Genomic DNA, 20,401 nt, shown 5'->3' on the forward strand with positions numbered 1-20,401 from the left:
TTAATGAATACTGACCAGACGTGGCGTGATAAACACCACTAACTCGCGCCGTTCGTTATCTTTTCCGTCATGGCGGAACAGCTGACCCAGCCACGGAATGTTGCCCAGCACGGGCACGCTGTCGCGTCCGGTTTTATTCTTTTGCGAAAAGATCCCGCCCAGCGCGAGCGTTTCCCCACTTTTTACCTCTACCTGCGTTTCGATCTCCTGCTTATCGATCGCCAGCGTTTCGCCGTCTGCCTGTTGCAGCACCTGGCCGGGCATATTTTCACTGATATGCAGTTTCAGGCGCACGCGACCGCCCGGCAGGACCACCGGCGTGACCTCCATGCCTAATACCGCCTCTTTAAATTCAACGGACGTCGCCCCGCTCTCGCCGCTGGAAACCTGATACGGAATTTCGCTGCCCTGCTTGATGCTGGCCGGCTGCATGTGCGATGCCAGCAGCCGCGGGCTGGCGATGATATCCACCTGCTGCTTTTGCTCAAGCGCCGACAACTCAAGATCCAGCATCCTGCCGTTGATGCGCCCGATGTTAAACCCTGCGTGGGTGGTTGCACTGGCCACCGACAGGTCCGCCCCCAGCGTCGTGACCTGACCCACCTTACCGGCCTCCGTTGCGTCAGCGAGGTTCCATTTCACCCCCAGTTCACGCAGGCTTTTTTCACTGATGGTCACAATCTGCGCCGCCAGTTCCACCTGCTCGACGGGCAGATCCATCTGCACAGCCCAGCGCTGGAGCATATCCACCACCGTCTGGTTATCCCTGACCAGGAAACGGTTGGTGCGCTTGTCGACGGAGAGACTGCCTTTCGGGCTTAAGAGCTTTTCTGCCGCTTTTTGCAATTCGGCTGCATCCGCATAAGCAAACGGAATGCTGTGAGAGTGCAGCGGGGCGTCAAGCAGACGCTGGGCCCGCTCCTGCTCTTTACGCGTCTGTTGCTCCCGTTGCCAGGCCGCCGTATGCACATAAAAAATGCCGCCCTCTTCCCGCAATACCAGCCCGGCGCTGTTCACGACCGTCTGAAGCGCCTGTCTCCAGGGCACCCGCGTTAAATTCAGCGAAAGCGAACCGCTGACATCCGGCGACACCACCAGATTGCGATCCTCCTGCGCCACCAGCGCCTGTAATATCTGCACCACCGGGACATCATCCACCAGCAGGGTGACCGGTTTTGGCGTCGCGGCCCACAGGGGCTGGCTGAGTGCCGCCAGTAACAGCCCTATCCTTATCTTCACTTTTTTTCGTTCCTTCTCGTTGCCATGTCCATCGCTTCGGCTCGCACATGTCGCCGACATCAACGGTCAGTTGTTGTTTATCTATCGCGCTCACCCGCCAGCCTGTCGGTAACCGCACCTGCGTTTTTACCCGGTACCAACGCTTCTGCCCGTCCTGCATAAGGCCGATATCCCTGCTGCCGCTGACTATCCCCTGATACCGCCACTGGCTGAGCTGCCCGGCTGCGCAACGCTCTTCCGGCACAGAGAAGGGATCCCGCATCCCGGTCAGGAAAAGCGGAGAAAGCAGGATCAGCAAACGGGCTTTACTGCGCATGACCGATCTCCAGTTGCAGGCTGAGGCGTAACTGTTTGCCCTGTGGGGTGATGGAAAACGCGCTCACCCGCGCGTTCTCAAGCGCCAGCCGGGAAAAGAGCGCCGGGACCGCGCCCCAGGAGGCATCCAGCGCCAGCTCTCCCCCACTCTGCTGCGGCTTCCAGTACACCAGCCTTGCGCCCTCACGCTGAAAAGCCAGGGGAGAAAAGGGCTGCGAGGGCGTCACTTGCGTAACCACTGCTCGCCGTCCGGCCTCTGGCCACAGCGAGGCGTTGATTCGCTTCGCACTGATGGCCTGCGCCTGAATATCGGCGTAACGCAGAGCTGCGGGCCTGAGCAGCAGTCCCCAAATTGCCCACGCAACAAGCCCCGATGCGATCAACCAGCAAAGGACGCGCCGGGAAGGACGTGCATCAGTCCAGCGTTGATACCAGATACCCACGGGCTACCTCCGGCTATGCAGTTGAAAAGAGAACATCCATCGCCCCTGGCTATCCTGTTGCATTTCGCCTGCCGGTCCGGGGTTAAATCCCGTCACCCTTTTCAGGGCATCGGTCATGGCGGTGAGCGCTGGCAGTGAGGTGGTATAGCCGGTCAGGGTCAGCGAGGGTGGCTGATAACGCAGCGCCGTTAGCCACGCCTGCCGGGGCATTGCGCTGGCAAGGGACTCCAGCGCAGGTTGCCAGGCCGGATCAAACGGCAGCGAAGGGGTTTTCTGCCCCGCTGACTGCGGCTGACGGGCTCTCAATACTTTCTGTACCGCACGTGTCCCCGCCAGTTCGCTCTGCAACGCCTGCAATGCGAGAGTCTGCGTCGCCCGCAGGCTGATACTCCCCGCCAGCATCACCAGCCATGAGCCAGCAAACAGCAGCCCCCAGAAACGCAGGCGCTGATTACGTTGCTGCCGACGCCAGGGTAAAAGATTGGGCATGCTCATTACGGCGCCTCGCTCATGGCCAGCGCCAGGGCGACGGTGTAATCAGCACCGCATTCCGGCAGCGGCGGCTGGCACAGCGTCACCGCTTCCCAGGGATCGCGGGCAGCATCAAACACGGCGATATCAGAAGGAGAAAGCGCAAGCAGCGCCGCCAGTTCATTCACCGTCGCCGCTTCTGTGGTGTAGCGCCGCCCCCACTGGTGACGCATCGCCCATAGCCACTGGTGTTGATCTCTCCAGGCGACGCACCGGGCGGGGGCAACAGCAGAGAGAAGATTAGCCAGCGCGCCGGCATCCGGGGCGATTGCTGCCAGACGCAAACGCAGCGCGTTCGCCAGCGTCAACAGGGTATCGACCTCTCTGTTTTGCGCTGCGGTAACCTGAAAAGTGTTGCTGAACGTATCATGCGCGTAGTCAAAGCAGAGCGTATCGGCGGGCATCTCCAGCTCACGCGCTAATGCGGCGCCTACCCAGGTGAGCTGTTCGCTGTCACGCAAGGTAACGGATGGACGGGGCAACGCGCGTTGCAGAACGCGCGTCGCCGGAAATGAGAGAAATACCCGATGCGAGTGCGGCAATGTTTTCCGCCAGCCACGTAATGCGTTAACCAGCTGTTCTGGCTTAAGTATTTTGCCTTCCCCGATAACGCCGTCCGACAGCGGCACCGCCCACCAGCGCCGTAAACGCCATCCGGCCCGCTCTCTGGTCAGCGCTACCGCAACCACCTTATCCTGTTGAATATGAACGCCTGTTTGCCACGTTTTAAAAGCCATGCTTCACGATCTCCTTATCGCCCGTCGGAGTGACGGCTATATCAATGAATCAGGCTTGCCTTTATACTACCGCGCGATTGTTTAGAAACTGCCCAGGCTAAACCAAATGGGAAATCTCCGGTGAAGTTCGTAAAGTATTTATTGATCCTTGCAGTCTGTTGCATTCTGCTGGGAGCAGGCTCGATTATTGGTTTGTACAAATATGTCGAGCCGCAACTCCCTGATGTCGCCACGCTTCGTGATGTGCGGCTTCAGATCCCTATGCAGGTCTATAGCGCCGATGGTGAACTGATGGCGCAATACGGCGAGAAACGTCGTATCCCTCTGACCTTAAATCAAATTCCACCCGTGATGGTGAAGGCTTTTATCGCCACCGAGGACAGCCGTTTTTACGAGCACCACGGTGTCGATCCGGTCGGTATTTTCCGTGCGGCAAGCGTGGCGCTGTTCTCCGGTCATGCCTCTCAGGGGGCAAGTACCATTACCCAGCAGCTGGCGCGTAACTTCTTCCTCAGCCCGGAAAAGACGCTGATGCGTAAGATCAAAGAGGTGTTCCTCGCGATCCGCATTGAGCAACTGCTGAGCAAAGACGAGATCCTTGAGCTTTACCTCAACAAGATCTATCTGGGCTACCGCGCCTATGGCGTAGGGGCTGCGGCTCAGGTCTATTTTGGTAAGCCGATCGATCAGCTCACGCTGAGCGAAATGGCGACCATTGCCGGCCTGCCAAAAGCGCCATCCACGTTTAACCCGCTCTACTCGCTGGACCGCGCCACCGCGCGCCGTAACGTGGTGCTGTCGCGTATGTTGAGCGAAGGCTATATCAGCCAGTCTGAGTACGATAAGGCGCGCAGCGACGTTATTGACGCCAATTACCATGCGCCGGAAATTGCTTTCTCTGCACCGTATCTCACTGAAATGGTTCGCCAGGAGATGGTGAGTCGCTACGGTGATAAAGCGTATGAAGATGGTTATCGCGTCTATACCACCGTGACCCGCAAGGTGCAGCAGGCTGCCCAGCAGGCGGTGCGTAATAACGTGATGGATTACGATATGCGTCACGGCTATCGCGGCCCGTCCAACGTGCTGTGGAAAGTGGGTGAAGGCGCATGGGACAGTAAAAAAATCACGGATTCCCTGAAAGCGCTGCCGACCTATGGCCCGCTGCGTCCGGCGGTCGTCACCCAGGCCGATCCACAGGAAGCAGTGGCGATGATGGCCGATGGCACATCCGTTTCGCTGCGCATGGAGGGTGTCCGCTGGGCGCGTCCATACCGTTCTGACACCCTTCAGGGGCCTACGCCACGTAAAGTGACCGATGTCGTACAAACCGGACAACAAATCTGGGTGCGTCAGGTCGGCGATGCCTGGTGGCTGGCGCAGGTGCCGGACGTAAACTCTGCGCTGGTCTCCATCAATCCGCAGAACGGCGCCGTGATGGCGCTGGTTGGCGGGTTCGATTTCAACCAGAGCAAATTTAACCGCGCGACCCAGGCGCTGCGTCAGGTTGGTTCGAACATCAAACCGTTCCTGTATACCGCGGCGATGGATAAGGGGCTGACTCTCGCCAGCATTCTCAACGACGTGCCAATTTCCCGCTGGGATGCCGGTGCGGGCTCTGACTGGCAGCCGAAGAACTCTCCGGCGCAATACGCTGGCCCTATCCGCCTGCGCCAGGGCCTTGGCCAGTCGAAGAACGTGGTCATGGTTCGCGCGATGCGTGCGATGGGCGTGGATTATGCGGCAGAGTATCTGCAACGCTTTGGCTTCCCGGCGCAAAACATCGTTCATACTGAATCTCTGGCGCTCGGCTCCGCGTCCTTTACGCCGCTCCAGGTTGCGCGTGGCTACTCGGTGATGGCGAACGGCGGCTTCCTGGTCGATCCGTATTTCATCAGCAAAATCGAGAACGATCAGGGCGGCGTACTGTTTGAAGCGAAACCGAAAATTGCCTGCCCTGAATGCGATATTCCGGTGATTTACGGCGACACGCCAAAATCCAATGTCCTGGAAAACAAGGATATGGAAGATGTGGCGATCTCTCAGGAACGTCAGAATCTGGCGGTGCCGCAGCCTCAGCTGGAACAGGCCAATCAGGCGCTGGTCGCCCAGAGTGGCGCGCAGGAGTATGCCCCGCACGTGATCAGCACGCCGCTGTCGTTCCTGATTAAGAGCGCACTGAACACCAACATCTTTGGCGAACCGGGCTGGCAAGGCACCGGCTGGCGAGCGGGCCGCGATTTGCAGCGCCACGACATCGGCGGCAAAACCGGGACAACCAACAGTTCAAAAGATGCCTGGTTCTCAGGTTATGGCCCGGGGGTTGTCACCTCCGTCTGGATTGGTTTTGACGATCACCGCCGCGATCTGGGGCGCACCACCGCCTCTGGCGCGATTAAAGATCAGATTTCCGGATACGAAGGCGGCGCGAAGAGTGCGCAACCTGCCTGGGATGCATACATGAAGGCCGTTCTCGAGGGCGTACCAGAGCAGCCGCTAACGCCTCCACCGGGCGTGGTGACGGTGAATATCGACCGCAGTACCGGACAGCTCGCGAATGGCGGTAACAGCCGTGCCGAGTATTTCATTGAGGGTACGCAGCCAACCACGCAGGCAGTGCATGAGGTGGGTACAGAGATCATTGATAACGGCGAGACGCACGAGCTGTTCTGACGCCAACAAAAAAGCCGGGTGGCGACTACGCCTGACCCGGCCTACAACGTCAATGCAAAACGGCAACCTTCGGTTGCCGTTTTTAATGGTGGCGCTACAAACGCCCCTGCCCCTTCAGCCATTCCCGCACCAGGAACAGTGCGCTCACGTTGCGCGCCTCGTTAAAGTCAGGATCTTCCAGCAAATCCATCAGATGAGCCAGCGGCCAGCGAACCTGCGGCAGCGGTTCCGGCTCGTCTCCTTCCAGCGATTCAGGATAGAGATCTTCCGCGACAACGATGTTCATTTTGCTGGAGAAATAGGACGGTGCCATGCTCAGCTTTTTCAGGAACGTCAGCTCTTTCGCGCCAAAACCGACCTCTTCTTTCAGCTCCCGGTTTGCCGCTTCAAACACCGTTTCGCCCGGGTCGATCAGTCCTTTGGAGAAACCCAGCTCGTAGGATTCTGTGCCCACGGCGTATTCACGAATGAGGATCAGGTGCTCGTCGACGATGGGCACAATCATCACCGCTTCACGCGAGGAGGGGCGCATACGCTCATAAACACGACGCACACCGTTGCTGAACTCCAGATCCACGCTTTCGACATTAAACAGACGCGATTTCGCGACGGTTTCAACATTCAGAATGGTGGGCTTTTGTAAGGGTTTGGTCATCTTGACGGGTCTTTGCTGGGTGAACTGGCTTTATTGTGCGATACGCCGCACGGTTTCGGCAATGTCAATTGCTCTTTATTTACATTTATGCAACGTAACTGTAGGCGATTCTCATTTCAAAACAAATGTCAAGAGGTTGAAATGTTTCCAGGAATTTGCTGATATCGCGCCGGAACAGGCTTTGTTATCATTACCGGTCACTGGGATGCGCGTCAACATGCTCAAGTTAGACTCCATACTTGCCGATAGCCGACCACAGAATCTCATTCATTGTACAAAAGGTGCGACTGACAACACCTGTAAGAAGATAAGTAAGATGGGGAAAGCATGAGCACCATTTTGATTTTTCTCGCTGCTGTGCTGGCCTGCGCGTCGATTGCGGTGTGGGTATTCAGGCGCCGCGTACATCGCCGTTATCGGCTGCCCTTTTTGAACGCGTTTGCCGGGGCAAACACGCGCAAGCTTTCGCCAGAGGAACGCAGCACCGTTGAGCAGTATCTCGACACGCTGAACCGATCCCGGCTTTCGCCTGGCCCTACCGGCGCCAGCGCCGCCCCCGTATCGCTCAACCTGAACGCCCAAAGTGACACCGTTCTGTGCGTAACGCGCTCCATTACCCGCTACGGCATTACAACCGACGATCCCAACAAGTGGCGTTACTATCTCGACTCTGTTGAAGTGCACCTGCCTCCCTTCTGGGAGCAGTATATTAACGACGAAAACAGCGTCGAGCTCATCCATACCGATACGCTGCCGCTGGTTATCTCCCTCAATGGTCATACTCTGAGCGAATATGTTCAGGAAGCGCCACGCTTTGCGCTGGAACGCGCAAGCGGAACGCAGGCCTCTATTCGCGGTGAAGAGACTGAGCAGATCGAACTGCTGAACATCCGCCAGGAGACGCATGAAGAGTACGTCCTGAGCCGCCCGGATGGCATTCGCGAAGCGGTGTTGATTGTCGCCTCGTTCCTGCTCTTTTTCATCTGCCTGCTGACGCCGGACGTGTTTGTTCCGTGGCTCGCGGGTGGCGCAGTACTGCTTCTGGCCGCCGGGCTGTGGGGCATATTTGCTCCGCCGGCAAAAACGTCATTACGCGAAATTCACTGCCTGCGCGGAACCCCAAAACGCTGGGGACTGTTCGGTGAGAACGATCAGGAACATATCAACAATATCTCGCTCGGGATCATCGATCTTATCTATCCGCGCCACTGGCAGCCGTGGATAGCGCAGGACCTTGGCCACAAAACGGATATTGATATCTATCTCGACCGCCACGTTGTACGCCAGGGGCGCTACTTATCCCTGCACGACGAAGTGAAAAACTTCCCGCTTCAGCACTGGCTCCGCAGCGCGGTGATTGCCGGTGGTGCCGCGTTAATCTTCGTCATGCTGCTGCTCTTCGTGCCGCTGGATATGCCGATTAAATTTACCCTGTCGTGGATCAAAGGGGCGCAAACTGTGGAAGCCACCAGCGTACAGCAGCTCGAAGAAGCGGGTGTACGCGTGGGAGATACGTTGCGCCTCAAAGGCACCGGGATGTGTAATATCCACACGCCGGGCGCCTGGAACACGCGCCAGAACTCGCCGTTCGCGCCGTTCGACTGCTCTCAGATCATCTGGAATGACGCCTCTCCGCTGCCGCTGCCGGAATCGGATGTGGTCAACAAGGCCACTGCGCTCACCCAGACGATTAATCGCCAGCTCCATCCAAAACCGGATGATGATTCTCGCGTCAGCCCTGCCCTGCGTTCGGCTATTCAGAAGTCGGGCATGGTACTGCTGGATGACTTTGGCGAAATCGTCCTGAAAACAGAGGATCTCTGTTCCGCCCAGGATGACTGTATCCGGCTCAAGAACGCGCTGGTCAACCTCGGCAACAGCAAAGACTGGGACGCGCTGGTGAAACGCGCCGAAGCGGGACGCCTGGACGGTGTGAACGTGCTTCTGCGTCCGGTCAGCGCCGAGTCGCTGGATAACCTGGTGGCGACCTCTACCGCCCCCTTCGTGATGCGTGAAACCACCCGTGCTGCCCAGGCGCTTAACAGCCCGGCGCCCGGCGGTTTTGTGATTGCCAGCGATGAAGGCAGCGACCTGGTGGATCAACCTTATCCGCAGGTTTCGCTCTATGACTATCCTGCCCAGGAGCAGTGGAGCGAATTCCAGCGTCTGGCGCAGATGCTGATGCAGACGCCATTCAGCGCGGAAGGGATCGTCACCACCCTCTTTACCGACGCCAACGGCACGCGTCATATTGGCCTGCACCGTATGCCGGATAGCGCTGGCCTGTGGCGCTATATAGGGACATCCCTGCTGCTGATTGCAATGCTGGCGTGCATTGTCTGGAACGGTTATCAGGCCGTACGCCGCTATCAGCGTTCCCGCACGCGGCTGGCAGAAATCCAGGCCTACTACGAAAATTGCCTGAACCCGAAACTGATCTCCTCTTCCGAGAGCCTGATCGGATAACGTCCCTGCGCGACAAGTTGTGCTACCCTGTCGCGCACGTTTCTTCTGGCTGGAGTTCCCCCTTATGCATCTTAATATCGACTGGCAGGCGGTCGATACCGTCCTGCTTGATATGGACGGCACGCTGCTTGATCTCGCCTTTGATAACTATTTCTGGCAAAAGCTGGTCCCGGAAACATACGGTGAACAGCAGGGGATCTCCCCGGCGGAAGCGCAGGAATTCATTCGTTCGCAATATAGCGCGGTGCAGCATACGCTAAACTGGTACTGTCTTGACTACTGGAGCGAGCGACTCGGTTTGGATATTTGTGCCATGACCACCGCCCAGGGCGCACGCGCTGTACTGCGCGACGATACGGTCCCGTTCCTGGATGCGCTGAAAGCCTGCGGTAAGCGCCGCATTTTGCTGACGAATGCGCATCCCCATAACCTGGCCGTGAAGCTGGAACATACCGGTCTTGCTTCACACCTTGATTTATTGCTTTCCACCCACACATTTGGTTATCCGAAAGAGGATCAGCGGTTGTGGCATGCCGTGGTGGAAGAGACCGGTTTACAGCCGGAACGCACGCTGTTTATTGACGACAGCGAGCCGATTCTGGATTCTGCGGCCGCTTTTGGCATTCGCTATTGTCTGGGCGTGACTAATCCGGATTCCGGCCTGGCTGAAAAAAGCTATCTGCGACATCCGGGGCTGAACGACTATCGCCGGATGATCCCCTCACTCACTGTGAAGGAGACGCCATGAAAGAAAAACCCTCTGATGGGGTAAGACTGGATAAATGGCTGTGGGCCGCCCGTTTTTACAAAACGCGCGCCCTTGCCCGTGAAATGGTTGATGGCGGAAAGGTGCATTACAACGGTCAGCGCAGCAAACCGAGCAAACTGGTTGAACTGAATGCCACGCTAACGCTTCGCCAGGGCAACGATGAGAAAACGGTGGTGGTGAAAGCCATTACCGAGCAGCGGCGGCCCGCAACCGAAGCCGTTTTGCTGTATGAAGAGACGGCCGAAAGCATAGAGAAGCGCGAGAAAACCGCGCTGGCGCGCAAGATGAATGCGCTGACCATGCCTCACCCGGACCGGCGACCGGATAAAAAAGAGCGCCGCGATCTGATGAAATTTAAACACGGTGAGAGCGAGTAACCCTCACCTGCACGAGAGATGAAAATGGCCCAACACGACCAATTACACCGCTATCTGTTTGAACAATTCGCCGTGCGCGGCGAGCTGGTCACCGTATCCGAAACCTGGAAACAGATTCTGGAAAACCACAACTACCCGCTGCCGGTGAAAACCCTGTTGGGCGAACTGCTGGTTGCCACCAGCCTGCTGACCGCCACGCTGAAGTTCGCTGGCGATATTACCGTTCAGTTGCAGGGTGATGGCCCGATGTTGCTGGCGGTGATCAACGGCAATAACCAGCAGCAGATGCGCGGCGTGGCGCGCGTTCAGGGCGATATCCCTGAAAATGCGGATCTGAAAACGCTGGTCGGAAATGGCTATCTGGTTATCACGATCTCGCCTGAAGAGGGTGAGCGCTATCAGGGCGTTGTCGGTCTGGAAGGCGACACGCTGGCCGCCTGCCTGGAAGATTACTTCATGCGTTCCGAACAGCTGCCAACCCGCCTGTTCATCCGCACCGGTGAAGTGGATGGTCAGCCTGCTGCCGGTGGTATGCTGCTTCAGGTTCTGCCTGCGCAGGATGCGCAGACCAATGATTTCGAGCATCTGGCAACGCTGACGGAAACCATCAAAGCGGAAGAGCTGTTCACCCTGTCGGCGACCGACGTGCTGTGGCGTCTGTACCACGAAGAAGAAGTGACGGTTTACGATCCGCAGGATGTGGAATTTAAGTGCACCTGCTCTCGCGAGCGTTGTGCTGGCGCCCTGAAAACGCTGCCGGATGAAGAGATCGACAGCATCATGGCGGAAGACGGTGAGATCGATATGCACTGTGATTACTGCGGTACGCACTACGTGTTCAATTCCATGGATATCGCGGAGATCCGCAATAACGCCTCTCCGGCGGACCCGCAGGTTCACTAAGCTCTGAGCCTGTTGCCCGGCGGCGCTATGCTTGCACGGGCCTACAATGAATTGTGCAATTTTTTGATATGATTGCTAATTGTAGGCCGGGTAAGCGTAGCGCCACCCGGCAAGAAAAAGCACTAACGCCACTGCGCATTATTGTAACTGTCGTAGCTCATATCGACACGCTCCCCAAAAATCTCAATATCCGCCCAGGGCTTCACGACAGATTTCACTTTCCTCTGCCTTAATGCGCGGTCAAGTTCTTCTCTGGTCAACGCCTCCGGCATTTTCCACGCGTCCCCGGCGATCCTCCAGCCCGTGTTGGTTTGTGTGTAAGCCACGATCCTGCGATCGGTAAATTGAAATAGCACGGCTTCCGGCTTGCCGTCGCTGTTAAGATCCAGCGGCATGAGTAAACAGTTTCTCTGGGCGCTATCGCAGCTCTCAAAGCGATACTGATTGCTGAGCATGGCTCGCCACAATGCCTTATCAGGACGGGCCATTCCCGGTGCGAGCTGGATCTGTTTTTCCAGCATCGCGGCGGTCATCTTACCTGCTCCGCCAGCGTTCCCGGAGAGAAGACCATTTATTTCACGCTGGCGTTTTGGGTTTGAGATAAACTGTGGATCATTTTGCAGCATTTGCATCGCCTCTCGCCCCTTTCGTCCGGTATTGCTGAGCATATACAGGCTTACCTGGTCTGCGTTTATTCTGCCATCCTGATAACGCGCCATATGGCTTTCAACGCTGATACGCCAGGGATCAAGCACCGGTGTATAGACCAACACCAGGAAGATCAGCGCCAGTAATCCGGTAGCCGGAGTGATATGAGCCTGGAGCCTTTGTGGATCCCGACGGTAAAAAAGTACGCTAAGACAGAATCCTACCGTCCAGACCAGCGCCACTATCGTAATCAGCACACCGTACAGACGCTCCGGTGACCAGCCATACTGTGCGATGCGCAGCCAGAGCGCCCAGCCCGCCAGGACGGGATACGCAGGAGCGATAATCACGGCAAGATGAATCATTCCTCGCAGGGGAGAGAAGTAAGGCAGCTTTTGACGTTGTGGGTGCCATACGACAGTCACCAGCAATAACAGCAACAGCGCCAGCGTCGTCAGTAAGCCCGCAGCCGAGATCCGTGCTGAAACAGCCTCTAAGCCAACGAAGGGCAATATGCCTATAAAGAGCAGCGCCAGCGCAGCCATCAGTGGAAGCAAACCTGTCGCGATAAGCGTAAGGAGATTTTGCAATGCCAGAATCAGCCGAACCTGCATACGCGCAAGTACTGCCGCGCTGGCTGAAACCACGCCAATCGCCACTGAAATAAACCAGTCAGAATTAAAGAAAAGCCGATCAAAAAAAGAGATGCCAATGAGTTTAAAAAGCTCAGCCCAGAGGAAAAGCACCAGCCAGAACAGCCCATTCGAGACAAAAACAAGAAGAAATGTCAGCGCGTTATGCCAGTTTTTATCGTTGAAATCGCGGTAGAAAGCGTCCGTCGGTGCGGTCTCAAGGCGTCGCTGAAGCCATGGCAACAGGAGAAGCGTCATCAGGAGCAGATGAAAACCGAAAAGGAGCACCGCATTTCTGGTATCCCAGTTGTCCAGCCCCGCAACGCTCCACTTAAGCCAGCCGCCCATCCCCGCGACTGCCGCGCCAATCATCCCGAGTGACAGCCACAAAAATGGCTTTCTGAATGACGTCATGGCAAGCGACAACGTGGTTGTCATTACCACGGTGGCAGGTACTACACACATCAGCCACAGCGTATCCGATGGCAATTTTGCGTACTCGATATACCACGTGATTACATAGCAAATTACGCCCTGTAAAGCCCCCGCCAGCACGACGGCTACGCGCGTTGAAGGGGATAACGTCTCACGGTTTTCCATTTCTCATCCCTTGTTCATGAAAAATCTATTGTCTCATCAAAGCAAAACTCTGGCCCCCACCTCAAACTCTGAAAATAGCTGACCCAAGAGACCTGAATCGTTTTCCCAATGTAACCCTTACGTAATTTTCTTACATGTATGCGATTACATTCACATTCTTCTGGATAAATTCACCAGAGATTAACCTTTTAAGAACATTTTCCCCATCCAAAAAGCGATTCCTGCGATAATCTGCCCGCCCTGTGACTGGAGTCGCAGCGTTTTCCGTTAGTAAGGGTTTTGACCAGATACGTAAATCTATGAGCCCCGTCGCGGTTAACATCCCCAGAAAAACCCTACAATTTCAGGCAGTACATATTGGCTAAGGAGCAGTGATATGCGTGTTAATGGTTTAACCCCGCAAGATCTCAAGGCTTATGGTATTCACGACGTCCAGGAAGTGGTCTACAACCCCGATTACGATACGCTGTATCAGGAAGAGCTCAATCCGGCACTGGAAGGATACGAGCGTGGTGTGTTGACGAACCTGGGTGCTATCGCCGTCGATACGGGTATTTTTACCGGTCGTTCGCCTAAAGATAAGTATATCGTCCGAGACGACACCACCCGCGATACGCTGTGGTGGGCTGATAAGGGCAAAGGGAAGAACGATAACAAACCGCTCTCCCCGGAAACCTGGCAGCATCTGAAAGGACTTGTCACCCATCAGCTTTCCGGCAAGCGTCTGTTTATTATTGATGCGTTCTGCGGCGCTAACGCCGACACCCGTCTCTCCGTACGGTTCATTACTGAAGTGGCCTGGCAGGCGCATTTCGTGAAGAACATGTTCATTCGTCCGACCGATGAAGAACTGCAAGACTTCACCCCTGACTTTATCGTGATGAACGGCGCGAAATGCACCAACCCGCAGTGGAAAGAGCAGGGTCTGAACTCCGAAAACTTTATCGCCTTCAACCTGACCGAGCGTATCCAGCTGATCGGCGGTACCTGGTACGGCGGCGAAATGAAGAAAGGGATGTTCTCAGTCATGAACTACCTGCTGCCGCTGCGCGGTATCGCCTCCATGCACTGCTCGGCGAACGTCGGGGAAAAAGGCGATGTAGCAGTGTTCTTCGGCCTTTCCGGCACCGGTAAAACAACGCTGTCCACCGATCCAAAACGTCGTCTGATTGGCGACGATGAACACGGCTGGGATGATGACGGCGTGTTTAACTTTGAAGGCGGCTGCTACGCGAAGACCATTCGCCTGTCGGAAGAGGCAGAGCCGGATATCTACCACGCGATTCGCCGCGATGCGCTGCTGGAAAACGTCACCGTGCGTGCCGATGGTTCTATCGACTTCGACGATGCCTCGAAAACGGAAAACACACGCGTCTCTTACCCGATCTACCACATCGAGAACATCGTCAAGCCGGTGTCGAAGGCGGGTCATGCCACGAAGGTGATTTTCCTGACCGCGGATGCGTTCGGCGTGCTGCCACCGGTTTCCCGCCTGACCGCCAGCCAGACGCAGTACCATTTCCTCTCCGGCTTTACCGCTAAACTGGCGGGTACCGAGCGCGGTGTGACCGAGCCAACCCCAACCTTCTCCGCCTGCTTCGGCGCGGCGTTCCTGTCGCTGCACCCAACGCAGTACGCGGAAGTGCTGGTGAAACGCATGCAGGCATCCGGCGCCCAGGCGTACCTGGTGAACACCGGCTGGAACGGTACGGGCAAACGTATCTCCATCAAAGATACACGCGCCATCATCGACGCGATTCTGGATGGTTCGCTGGATAACGCCGAGACCTTTACGCTGCCGATGTTCGATCTGGCGATCCCAACAGCGCTGCCGGGCGTGGATACGCGTATCCTGGATCCGCGTAACACCTACGGTTCACCGGAACAGTGGCGTGAGAAGGCTGAATCGCTGGCGAAACTGTTTATCGAAAACTTCGAGAAGTATACCGACACACCGGCGGGTGCTGCGCTGGTGAGTGCGGGACCAAGGTAAAAGCAAAAAGGCAACGAAAGTTGCCTTTTTTAATGTTTTCTCTCTCTCCCCGTGGGAGAGGGCCGAGGTGAGGGCATCAGGCCCCCCCCCTTTTTTAACTCTCTTTCACCTGCCCCCGTAAAACCGGCACCGGTAACCACGCACGAATACTCAAACCGCCCCGCTCGCTGGTGCCAATTTCCAGCAGTCCGTTATGGTTATCAACTATACGCTGCACAATCGCCAGGCCTAAGCCGGTTCCGCTGGTGCTGCGCGCGCTGTCGCCACGCACAAATGGCTGGAACAGGTGCTTACGCTGCTCAGGCTTAATGCCCGGGCCATCGTCTTCCACCTGGAACCAGGCGCGGTTGAGTTCCGTACCGCTGCTGACTTTGATCCAGCCGTTGCCGTAGCGCGCCGCGTTGACCACCATATTCGCCACCGCGCGTTTAATGGAGAGCGGGTGCATACGTACCTGAATCTCACCTGCCTGAAGGTCGGTCGCAATTTCACGTTCGTAGCCGCTTTCGGCAGCAACCACTTCGCCCAGAACTGCGTTCAGATCCGCCATCTCCATCGGCATCTCCTGCCCGGTGCGCAGGTAGTCGATAAACTGCTCGATGATGGCGTTACACTCTTCGATATCCTTGTTGATGGACTCTGCAAGATAACCATCCTGCTCGCCCATCATCTCTGTTGCCAGCCGGATACGCGTCAGCGGGGTGCGAAGGTCATGGCTGACCCCCGCCATCAGCAGCGTACGGTCGTCCGCCAGCTGTTTAACGCCTGCCGCCATGTGGTTAAACGCACGCGTTACCGAGCGCACTTCCGATGCGCCATACTCACGCAGCGGCGGTGGGATAATACCTTTACCGACCTGCAATGCCGCATGCTCCAGGTCGACTAGCGGTCGGTTCTGGATACGAATAAACAGCCATGCGCCGCCGATGGCCAGCAGCATGATCGCCAGGGTGTATCGGAACAGCGGCGAGAAGTCGCCCTGATGAATCTCGGTGAGCGGAACGCGCACCCAGATGTTGGGTGACAGCCAGGTTTTCAGCCAGACAACCGGCGAGCTTTTATTGACCTCAACGCGCACTTCCGTCGGGCCGCCAAGCTGCTGCGCCATCTGCTGACTGAGGAATTCATAGTGCTGCGCCCAGCGCAGGCCGGCATCTTCCGCCGCTTCGTTCGAGTAGAGAGAAATGCCCAGCTCACGGTAGATTTCCCGACGGAACGCCGGGGGAACAACCAACTGCGTGCCGTCCTCCAGTTGCAGTTTGTCGGTCATCAGCATACGCACTTCGTATGCCAGCACCTTATTAAACTGCTGAAGGCTCGGCAGGATTGCAAAGTTCAGCACCACCAGGTAGGTCGTCACCAGGCTGACGAATAGCAGGGTGACGATCAATAACAGCGTGCGGGCAAACGAACTTCGCGGCGAGAAGCGCATTCGCCTCATGCTTTAGAGCCGTCCGGGACAAACACGTAGCCCAGACCCCACACGGTCTGAATATAACGAGGATGCGCCGGATCTTCTTCCACCATACGGCGCAGACGAGAGATCTGCACGTCGATAGAACGCTCCATCGCGGAGTATTCACGACCACGCGCCAGGTTCATCAGCTTGTCACGGGAGAGCGGCTCACGCGGGTGACTGACCAGCGCTTTCAGCACCGCGAACTCGCCGCTGGTGAGCGGCATTGGCTCATCTTCACGGAACATTTCACGGGTGCCGAGGTTCAGCTTGAACTTACCGAATGCAATGACGGCCTCTTCCTGAGACGGCGCGCCCGGCAGCTCGTTCGCCTGACGACGCAGCACGGCGCGAATACGCGCCAGCAGTTCACGCGGGTTGAACGGCTTTGGAATGTAGTCATCAGCGCCGATCTCAAGGCCGACGATACGGTCAACTTCTTCACCCTTCGCCGTCACCATGATGATCGGCATCGGGTTGCTCTGGCTGCGCAGACGGCGGCAAATAGAGAGCCCGTCTTCGCCAGGCAGCATCAGGTCCAACACCATCAGGTGGAAGGATTCACGCGTCAGCAGACGATCCATCTGTTCCGCGTTCGCGACGCTACGAACCTGGAAGCCCTGCTCGGTCAGATAACGTTCCAGCAGCGCACGCAGGCGCATGTCGTCATCTACGACCAGAATTTTGTAGTTCTCTTGCATTGTGTGTACTCCCAAAGGTTCGGATAAGCCTGGAACAGCGTATTCTAAAAAAGTGCACGGGTTCGACCAGCAAATTCTGGTATAAATTCTAGACGAAATTGTTACAAAGCATATTTAACAGCAGCTTATCTGTTCATTTCATCACATAAATCATTATTAATCTTGTCTGTTACACTGTGCGCTACGTATTGTGCGCAAAGACAGTTAACCGGCATTAAAGGCTGCACCATGAAAACGCCTCTGATCACCCGTGAAGGGTACGAGAAACTCAAAAAAGAGATGGATTACCTGTGGCGCGAAGAGCGTCCGGAAGTGACCAAAAAAGTCACCTGGGCAGCAAGCCTGGGCGACCGCAGCGAGAATGCGGACTACCAGTACAATAAAAAGCGGCTGCGCGAAATCGATCGCCGGGTACGCTACCTGACGAAGTGCCTCGAGAATCTCAAAATTGTCGATTACTCCCCGCAGCAGGAAGGTAAAGTCTTCTTCGGCGCGTGGGTCGAAATTGAAAACGACAGCGGCGACACCCTGCGTTTTCGTATCGTCGGCTACGATGAAATTTTCGGTCGTAAGGATTACATTTCTATCGACTCACCCATGGCCCGCGCCCTGCTGAAAAAAGAGGTAGGCGATTTAGCCGTTGTCCAGACGCCTGCGGGTGAAGCAAGCTGGTACGTCAACGAAATCGAGTATGTTAAATAGTCCGAGAGCGCCCTCCCCGGCTGGCATTTTTTGGTGTCAGCCCGTATAACTATCCCCCTGATTTTCGATCCACAAGATGAACTGACCATGATGAAAGAGTCGCTCTGCCGCATTATTGCGGGTGAACTTCAGGCCAGAGCCGAACAGGTAGAAGCTGCCGTTCGCCTGCTTGATGAAGGGAACACCGTGCCGTTTATTGCACGTTATCGTAAGGAAGTCACCGGCGGTCTGGATGACACGCAGCTGCGAAACCTGGAGACCCGTCTGGGCTATCTTCGCGAGCTGGAAGACCGACGTCAGGCGATCCTCAAATCTATCGGCGAGCAGGGCAAGCTGACCAGTGACCTGGAAAAAGCCATTAACGGTACCCTGAGTAAAACCGAGCTCGAAGACCTCTATCTGCCGTACAAACCGAAGCGCCGCACGCGCGGGCAGATTGCGATCGAAGCCGGCCTTGAGCCACTGGCCGATCTGCTGTGGAACGAGCCGTCTCACGATCCGGAAACCGAAGCCGCCAAATTTATCGACGCCGATAAAGGCGTAGCGGACACCAAAGCCGCGCTGGACGGCGCGCGCTATATTCTGATGGAGCGCTTCGCCGAAGACGCGGCGCTGCTGGCCAAAGTGCGTGATTACCTGTGGAAGAACGCGCATATCGTCTCCACCGTGGTGTCCGGCAAAGAGGAAGAAGGCGCGAAATTCCGCGACTACTTCGATCACCACGAACCCATTTCTACCGCGCCGTCTCACCGCGCGCTGGCGATGTTCCGCGGCCGTAACGAAGGCGTGCTGCAACTCTCCCTGAATGCCGATCCACAGTTTGACGAGCCGCCAAAAGAGAGCCACTGCGAGCAGATCATTATCGATCATCTCGGCCTGCGCCTGAACAACGCCCCGGCGGACAGCTGGCGCAAAGGCGTGGTGAGCTGGACCTGGCGCATCAAGGTGCTGATGCACCTCGAAACCGAGCTGATGGGCACCGTGCGCGAGCGCGCCGAAGACGAAGCGATCAACGTCTTCGCCCGTAACCTGCACGACCTGCTGATGGCGGCGCCAGCTGGCCTGCGCGCCACCATGGGTCTCGATCCGGGTCTGCGTACCGGCGTGAAGGTGGCCGTGGTTGACGGCACCGGCAAGCTTGTCGCCACCGACACCATTTACCCGCACACCGGTCAGGCAGCGAAAGCGGCTGTCGTCGTCGCCGCGCTGTGCGAGAAGTACAACGTTGAGCTGGTTGCCATCGGTAACGGTACGGCGTCCCGAGAAACTGAACGTTTCTATCTCGACGTGCAGAAGCAGTTCCCGAAAGTGACGGCGCAGAAAGTGATCGTCAGTGAAGCGGGGGCATCTGTCTATTCCGCCTCGGAACTGGCAGCGCAGGAGTTCCCGGATCTGGACGTTTCCCTGCGCGGTGCGGTCTCTATCGCCCGTCGTTTGCAGGATCCGCTGGCGGAGCTGGTGAAGATTGACCCGAAATCCATCGGCGTGGGCCAGTATCAGCACGACGTGAGCCAGACGCAGCTGGCGCGTAAGCTGGATGCGGTAGTGGAAGACTGTGTTAACGCCGTTGGCGTGGACCTGAACACCGCTTCCGTGCCCCTGCTGACCCGCGTGGCGGGCCTGACCCGTATGATGGCGCAGAATATCGTCGCCTGGCGTGATGAAAACGGTCAGTTCCAGAACCGCCAGCAGCTGCTGAAGGTGAGCCGTCTGGGGCCGAAAGCATTTGAGCAGTGCGCGGGCTTCCTGCGCATCAACCACGGCGATAACCCGCTGGATGCCTCTACCGTTCACCCGGAAGCGTACCCTGTTGTTGAGCGCATCCTGGCCGCCACCCGGCAAGCGCTGAAAGACCTGATGGGCGACAGCAGCGCGCTGCGTAACCTGAAAGCGGTGGATTTCACCGACGAACAGTTCGGCGTGCCGACGGTCACTGACATCATCAAAGAGCTGGAAAAACCGGGCCGCGATCCGCGTCCTGAGTTTAAAACCGCGACCTTTGCTGAGGGCGTAGAAACCATGAACGACCTGCTGCCGGGCATGGTGCTGGAGGGGGCGGTAACCAACGTCACCAACTTTGGCGCGTTTGTGGATATCGGCGTGCATCAGGATGGTCTGGTGCATATCTCTTCCCTCGCCGACAAGTTCGTTGAAGATCCGCACACCGTGGTCAAAGCGGGCGACATCGTGAAGGTGAAAGTGCTCGAAGTGGATCTCCAGCGCAAGCGTATTGCCCTGACCATGCGTCTGGACGAGCAGCCGGGCGACACTAACGCGCGCCGTGGCGGTAATGGCGGTGGCCGTGAACAGCAGCGTCCGGCAGCGAAAGCCGCGAAGCCACGCGGACGTGACGCACAGCCGGCGGGCAACAGCGCGATGATGGATGCGCTGGCAGCGGCGATGGGTAAGAAACGCTAATGCTGTAAATGCCCGGTGGCGCGACGCTTACCGGGCCTACGGTTTTGTAGGCCGGGCAAACGCAGTGCCGCCCGGCAAGCAGGCCGCAGGGAATTAAAATAAATATGTTGTATCCATATTTAAACCACGAATTATCACCTCAT

General features: G+C 56.9%; 17 protein-coding genes. 8 read left to right on the forward strand and 9 right to left on the reverse strand.

Translation table 11 applies throughout. The features are described 5' to 3' along the window. From hofQ to pilM, 5 genes are read right to left on the reverse strand one after another with little or no spacing between them, the layout of a single operon-like run. Entirely contained in the window at window positions 1-1,239 is a 1,239-nt protein-coding gene (gene hofQ, locus L463_RS20455) for a DNA uptake porin HofQ (protein WP_032104286.1), read from the reverse strand. After that, entirely contained in the window at window positions 1,151-1,555 is a 405-nt protein-coding gene (locus tag L463_RS0122495) for a HofP DNA utilization family protein (RefSeq protein WP_015571434.1), read from the reverse strand. The genes hofQ and L463_RS0122495 overlap by 89 nt, the downstream gene beginning before the upstream one ends. Beyond that, window positions 1,545-1,997, reverse strand: coding sequence for a HofO family protein (locus L463_RS20450; RefSeq protein ID WP_032104284.1), 453 nt, complete (start codon window positions 1,995-1,997; stop codon window positions 1,545-1,547). Before L463_RS20450 ends, L463_RS0122495 begins: the two co-directional genes overlap by 11 nt. A gap of 3 nt (window positions 1,998-2,000) precedes the next feature. Continuing rightward, window positions 2,001-2,492 carry a PilN domain-containing protein gene (locus L463_RS20445; RefSeq protein ID WP_017384154.1) on the reverse strand — a complete coding sequence of 164 codons (492 nt, stop codon included), beginning with the start codon at window positions 2,490-2,492 and terminating at the stop codon, window positions 2,001-2,003. Then, entirely contained in the window at window positions 2,492-3,265 is a 774-nt protein-coding gene (gene pilM / locus L463_RS20440; RefSeq protein ID WP_017693865.1) for a type IV pilus biogenesis protein PilM, read from the reverse strand. The genes L463_RS20445 and pilM overlap by 1 nt, the downstream gene beginning before the upstream one ends. Window positions 3,266-3,385: 120 nt before the next feature. Here pilM and mrcA point away from each other — a divergent pair, with 120 nt between their 5' ends. Further along, entirely contained in the window at window positions 3,386-5,938 is a 2,553-nt protein-coding gene (gene mrcA / locus L463_RS20435; RefSeq protein WP_017384152.1) for a peptidoglycan glycosyltransferase/peptidoglycan DD-transpeptidase MrcA, read from the forward strand. Between the two features lie 94 nt (window positions 5,939-6,032). Here the strand turns inward: mrcA and nudE are convergent, their stop codons facing one another. Continuing rightward, window positions 6,033-6,593, reverse strand: a complete 561-nt coding sequence (nudE, locus tag L463_RS20430) for an ADP compounds hydrolase NudE (RefSeq protein ID WP_003861622.1) — start codon at window positions 6,591-6,593, stop codon at window positions 6,033-6,035. A gap of 327 nt (window positions 6,594-6,920) precedes the next feature. On the opposite strand from nudE, the gene L463_RS20425 reads away from it, so the two are divergent. The 4 genes from L463_RS20425 (at window position 6,921) to hslO (ending at window position 11,108) form a co-directional block, all read left to right on the forward strand. Further along, a complete protein-coding gene (locus tag L463_RS20425; RefSeq protein ID WP_017384151.1) occupies window positions 6,921-9,059 on the forward strand; it encodes an intracellular growth attenuator family protein in 2,139 nt (712 codons plus the stop codon). A 64-nt stretch (window positions 9,060-9,123) separates the two neighbouring features. After that, a complete protein-coding gene (gene yrfG / locus L463_RS20420; RefSeq protein WP_000550486.1) occupies window positions 9,124-9,807 on the forward strand; it encodes a GMP/IMP nucleotidase in 684 nt (227 codons plus the stop codon). Further along, entirely contained in the window at window positions 9,804-10,205 is a 402-nt protein-coding gene (gene hslR / locus L463_RS20415; RefSeq protein ID WP_003861618.1) for a ribosome-associated heat shock protein Hsp15, read from the forward strand. Before yrfG ends, hslR begins: the two co-directional genes overlap by 4 nt. Before the next feature lie 24 nt (window positions 10,206-10,229). Continuing rightward, window positions 10,230-11,108: an Hsp33 family molecular chaperone HslO gene (gene hslO, locus L463_RS20410; protein ID WP_032104287.1), complete on the forward strand. Its 879-nt coding sequence runs from the start codon at window positions 10,230-10,232 to the stop codon at window positions 11,106-11,108. A 122-nt stretch (window positions 11,109-11,230) separates the two neighbouring features. On the opposite strand, the gene L463_RS20405 is transcribed toward hslO, so the two are convergent. Next, entirely contained in the window at window positions 11,231-12,988 is a 1,758-nt protein-coding gene (locus tag L463_RS20405) for a DUF4153 domain-containing protein (protein WP_032104280.1), read from the reverse strand. 376 nt (window positions 12,989-13,364) lie between these two features. Here L463_RS20405 and pckA point away from each other — a divergent pair, with 376 nt between their 5' ends. Further along, entirely contained in the window at window positions 13,365-14,981 is a 1,617-nt protein-coding gene (pckA, locus tag L463_RS20400) for a phosphoenolpyruvate carboxykinase (ATP) (RefSeq protein WP_015571439.1), read from the forward strand. Between the two features lie 94 nt (window positions 14,982-15,075). Here pckA and envZ read toward each other — a convergent pair whose 3' ends face one another. Both envZ and ompR read right to left on the reverse strand, forming a co-directional pair. Then, on the reverse strand, window positions 15,076-16,422 hold the full coding sequence (gene envZ / locus L463_RS20395; RefSeq protein ID WP_003861615.1) for a two-component system sensor histidine kinase EnvZ: 1,347 nt from the start codon (window positions 16,420-16,422) through the stop codon (window positions 15,076-15,078). Next, on the reverse strand, window positions 16,419-17,138 hold the full coding sequence (gene ompR, locus L463_RS20390) for an osmolarity response regulator transcription factor OmpR (protein ID WP_001157751.1): 720 nt from the start codon (window positions 17,136-17,138) through the stop codon (window positions 16,419-16,421). The genes envZ and ompR overlap by 4 nt, the downstream gene beginning before the upstream one ends. A 228-nt stretch (window positions 17,139-17,366) precedes the next feature. Between ompR and greB the strand changes: the two genes are divergently transcribed. Then, window positions 17,367-17,840, forward strand: a complete 474-nt coding sequence (gene greB, locus L463_RS20385; protein ID WP_017384149.1) for a transcription elongation factor GreB — start codon at window positions 17,367-17,369, stop codon at window positions 17,838-17,840. An 87-nt stretch (window positions 17,841-17,927) separates the two neighbouring features. Then, window positions 17,928-20,258: a Tex family protein gene (locus tag L463_RS20380; RefSeq protein ID WP_015571440.1), complete on the forward strand. Its 2,331-nt coding sequence runs from the start codon at window positions 17,928-17,930 to the stop codon at window positions 20,256-20,258. Window positions 20,259-20,401: the final 143 nt, after the last annotated feature.

Origin of the sequence: Enterobacter sp. BIDMC 27, assembly GCF_000534415.1 — a bacterium.
GTDB lineage: Bacteria > Pseudomonadota > Gammaproteobacteria > Enterobacterales > Enterobacteriaceae > Enterobacter > Enterobacter hormaechei_C.

Bases quoted from the DNA above. Each gene is read 5' to 3' on its own strand.
- L463_RS0122495 (WP_015571434.1), bottom strand. From the start codon at position 1,555: ATGCGCAGTAAAGCCCGTTTGCTGATCCTGCTTTCTCCGCTTTTCCTG.
- L463_RS20445 (WP_017384154.1), bottom strand. From the start codon at position 2,492: ATGAGCATGCCCAATCTTTTACCCTGGCGTCGGCAGCAACGTAATCAG.
- pilM (WP_017693865.1), bottom strand. From the start codon at position 3,265: ATGGCTTTTAAAACGTGGCAAACAGGCGTTCATATTCAACAGGATAAG.
- nudE (WP_003861622.1), bottom strand. From the start codon at position 6,593: ATGACCAAACCCTTACAAAAGCCCACCATTCTGAATGTTGAAACCGTC.
- L463_RS20425 (WP_017384151.1), top strand. From the start codon at position 6,921: ATGAGCACCATTTTGATTTTTCTCGCTGCTGTGCTGGCCTGCGCGTCG.
- yrfG (WP_000550486.1), top strand. From the start codon at position 9,124: ATGCATCTTAATATCGACTGGCAGGCGGTCGATACCGTCCTGCTTGAT.
- hslR (WP_003861618.1), top strand. From the start codon at position 9,804: ATGAAAGAAAAACCCTCTGATGGGGTAAGACTGGATAAATGGCTGTGG.
- hslO (WP_032104287.1), top strand. From the start codon at position 10,230: ATGGCCCAACACGACCAATTACACCGCTATCTGTTTGAACAATTCGCC.
- L463_RS20405 (WP_032104280.1), bottom strand. From the start codon at position 12,988: ATGGAAAACCGTGAGACGTTATCCCCTTCAACGCGCGTAGCCGTCGTG.
- pckA (WP_015571439.1), top strand. From the start codon at position 13,365: ATGCGTGTTAATGGTTTAACCCCGCAAGATCTCAAGGCTTATGGTATT.
- envZ (WP_003861615.1), bottom strand. From the start codon at position 16,422: ATGAGGCGAATGCGCTTCTCGCCGCGAAGTTCGTTTGCCCGCACGCTG.
- ompR (WP_001157751.1), bottom strand. From the start codon at position 17,138: ATGCAAGAGAACTACAAAATTCTGGTCGTAGATGACGACATGCGCCTG.
- greB (WP_017384149.1), top strand. From the start codon at position 17,367: ATGAAAACGCCTCTGATCACCCGTGAAGGGTACGAGAAACTCAAAAAA.
- L463_RS20380 (WP_015571440.1), top strand. From the start codon at position 17,928: ATGATGAAAGAGTCGCTCTGCCGCATTATTGCGGGTGAACTTCAGGCC.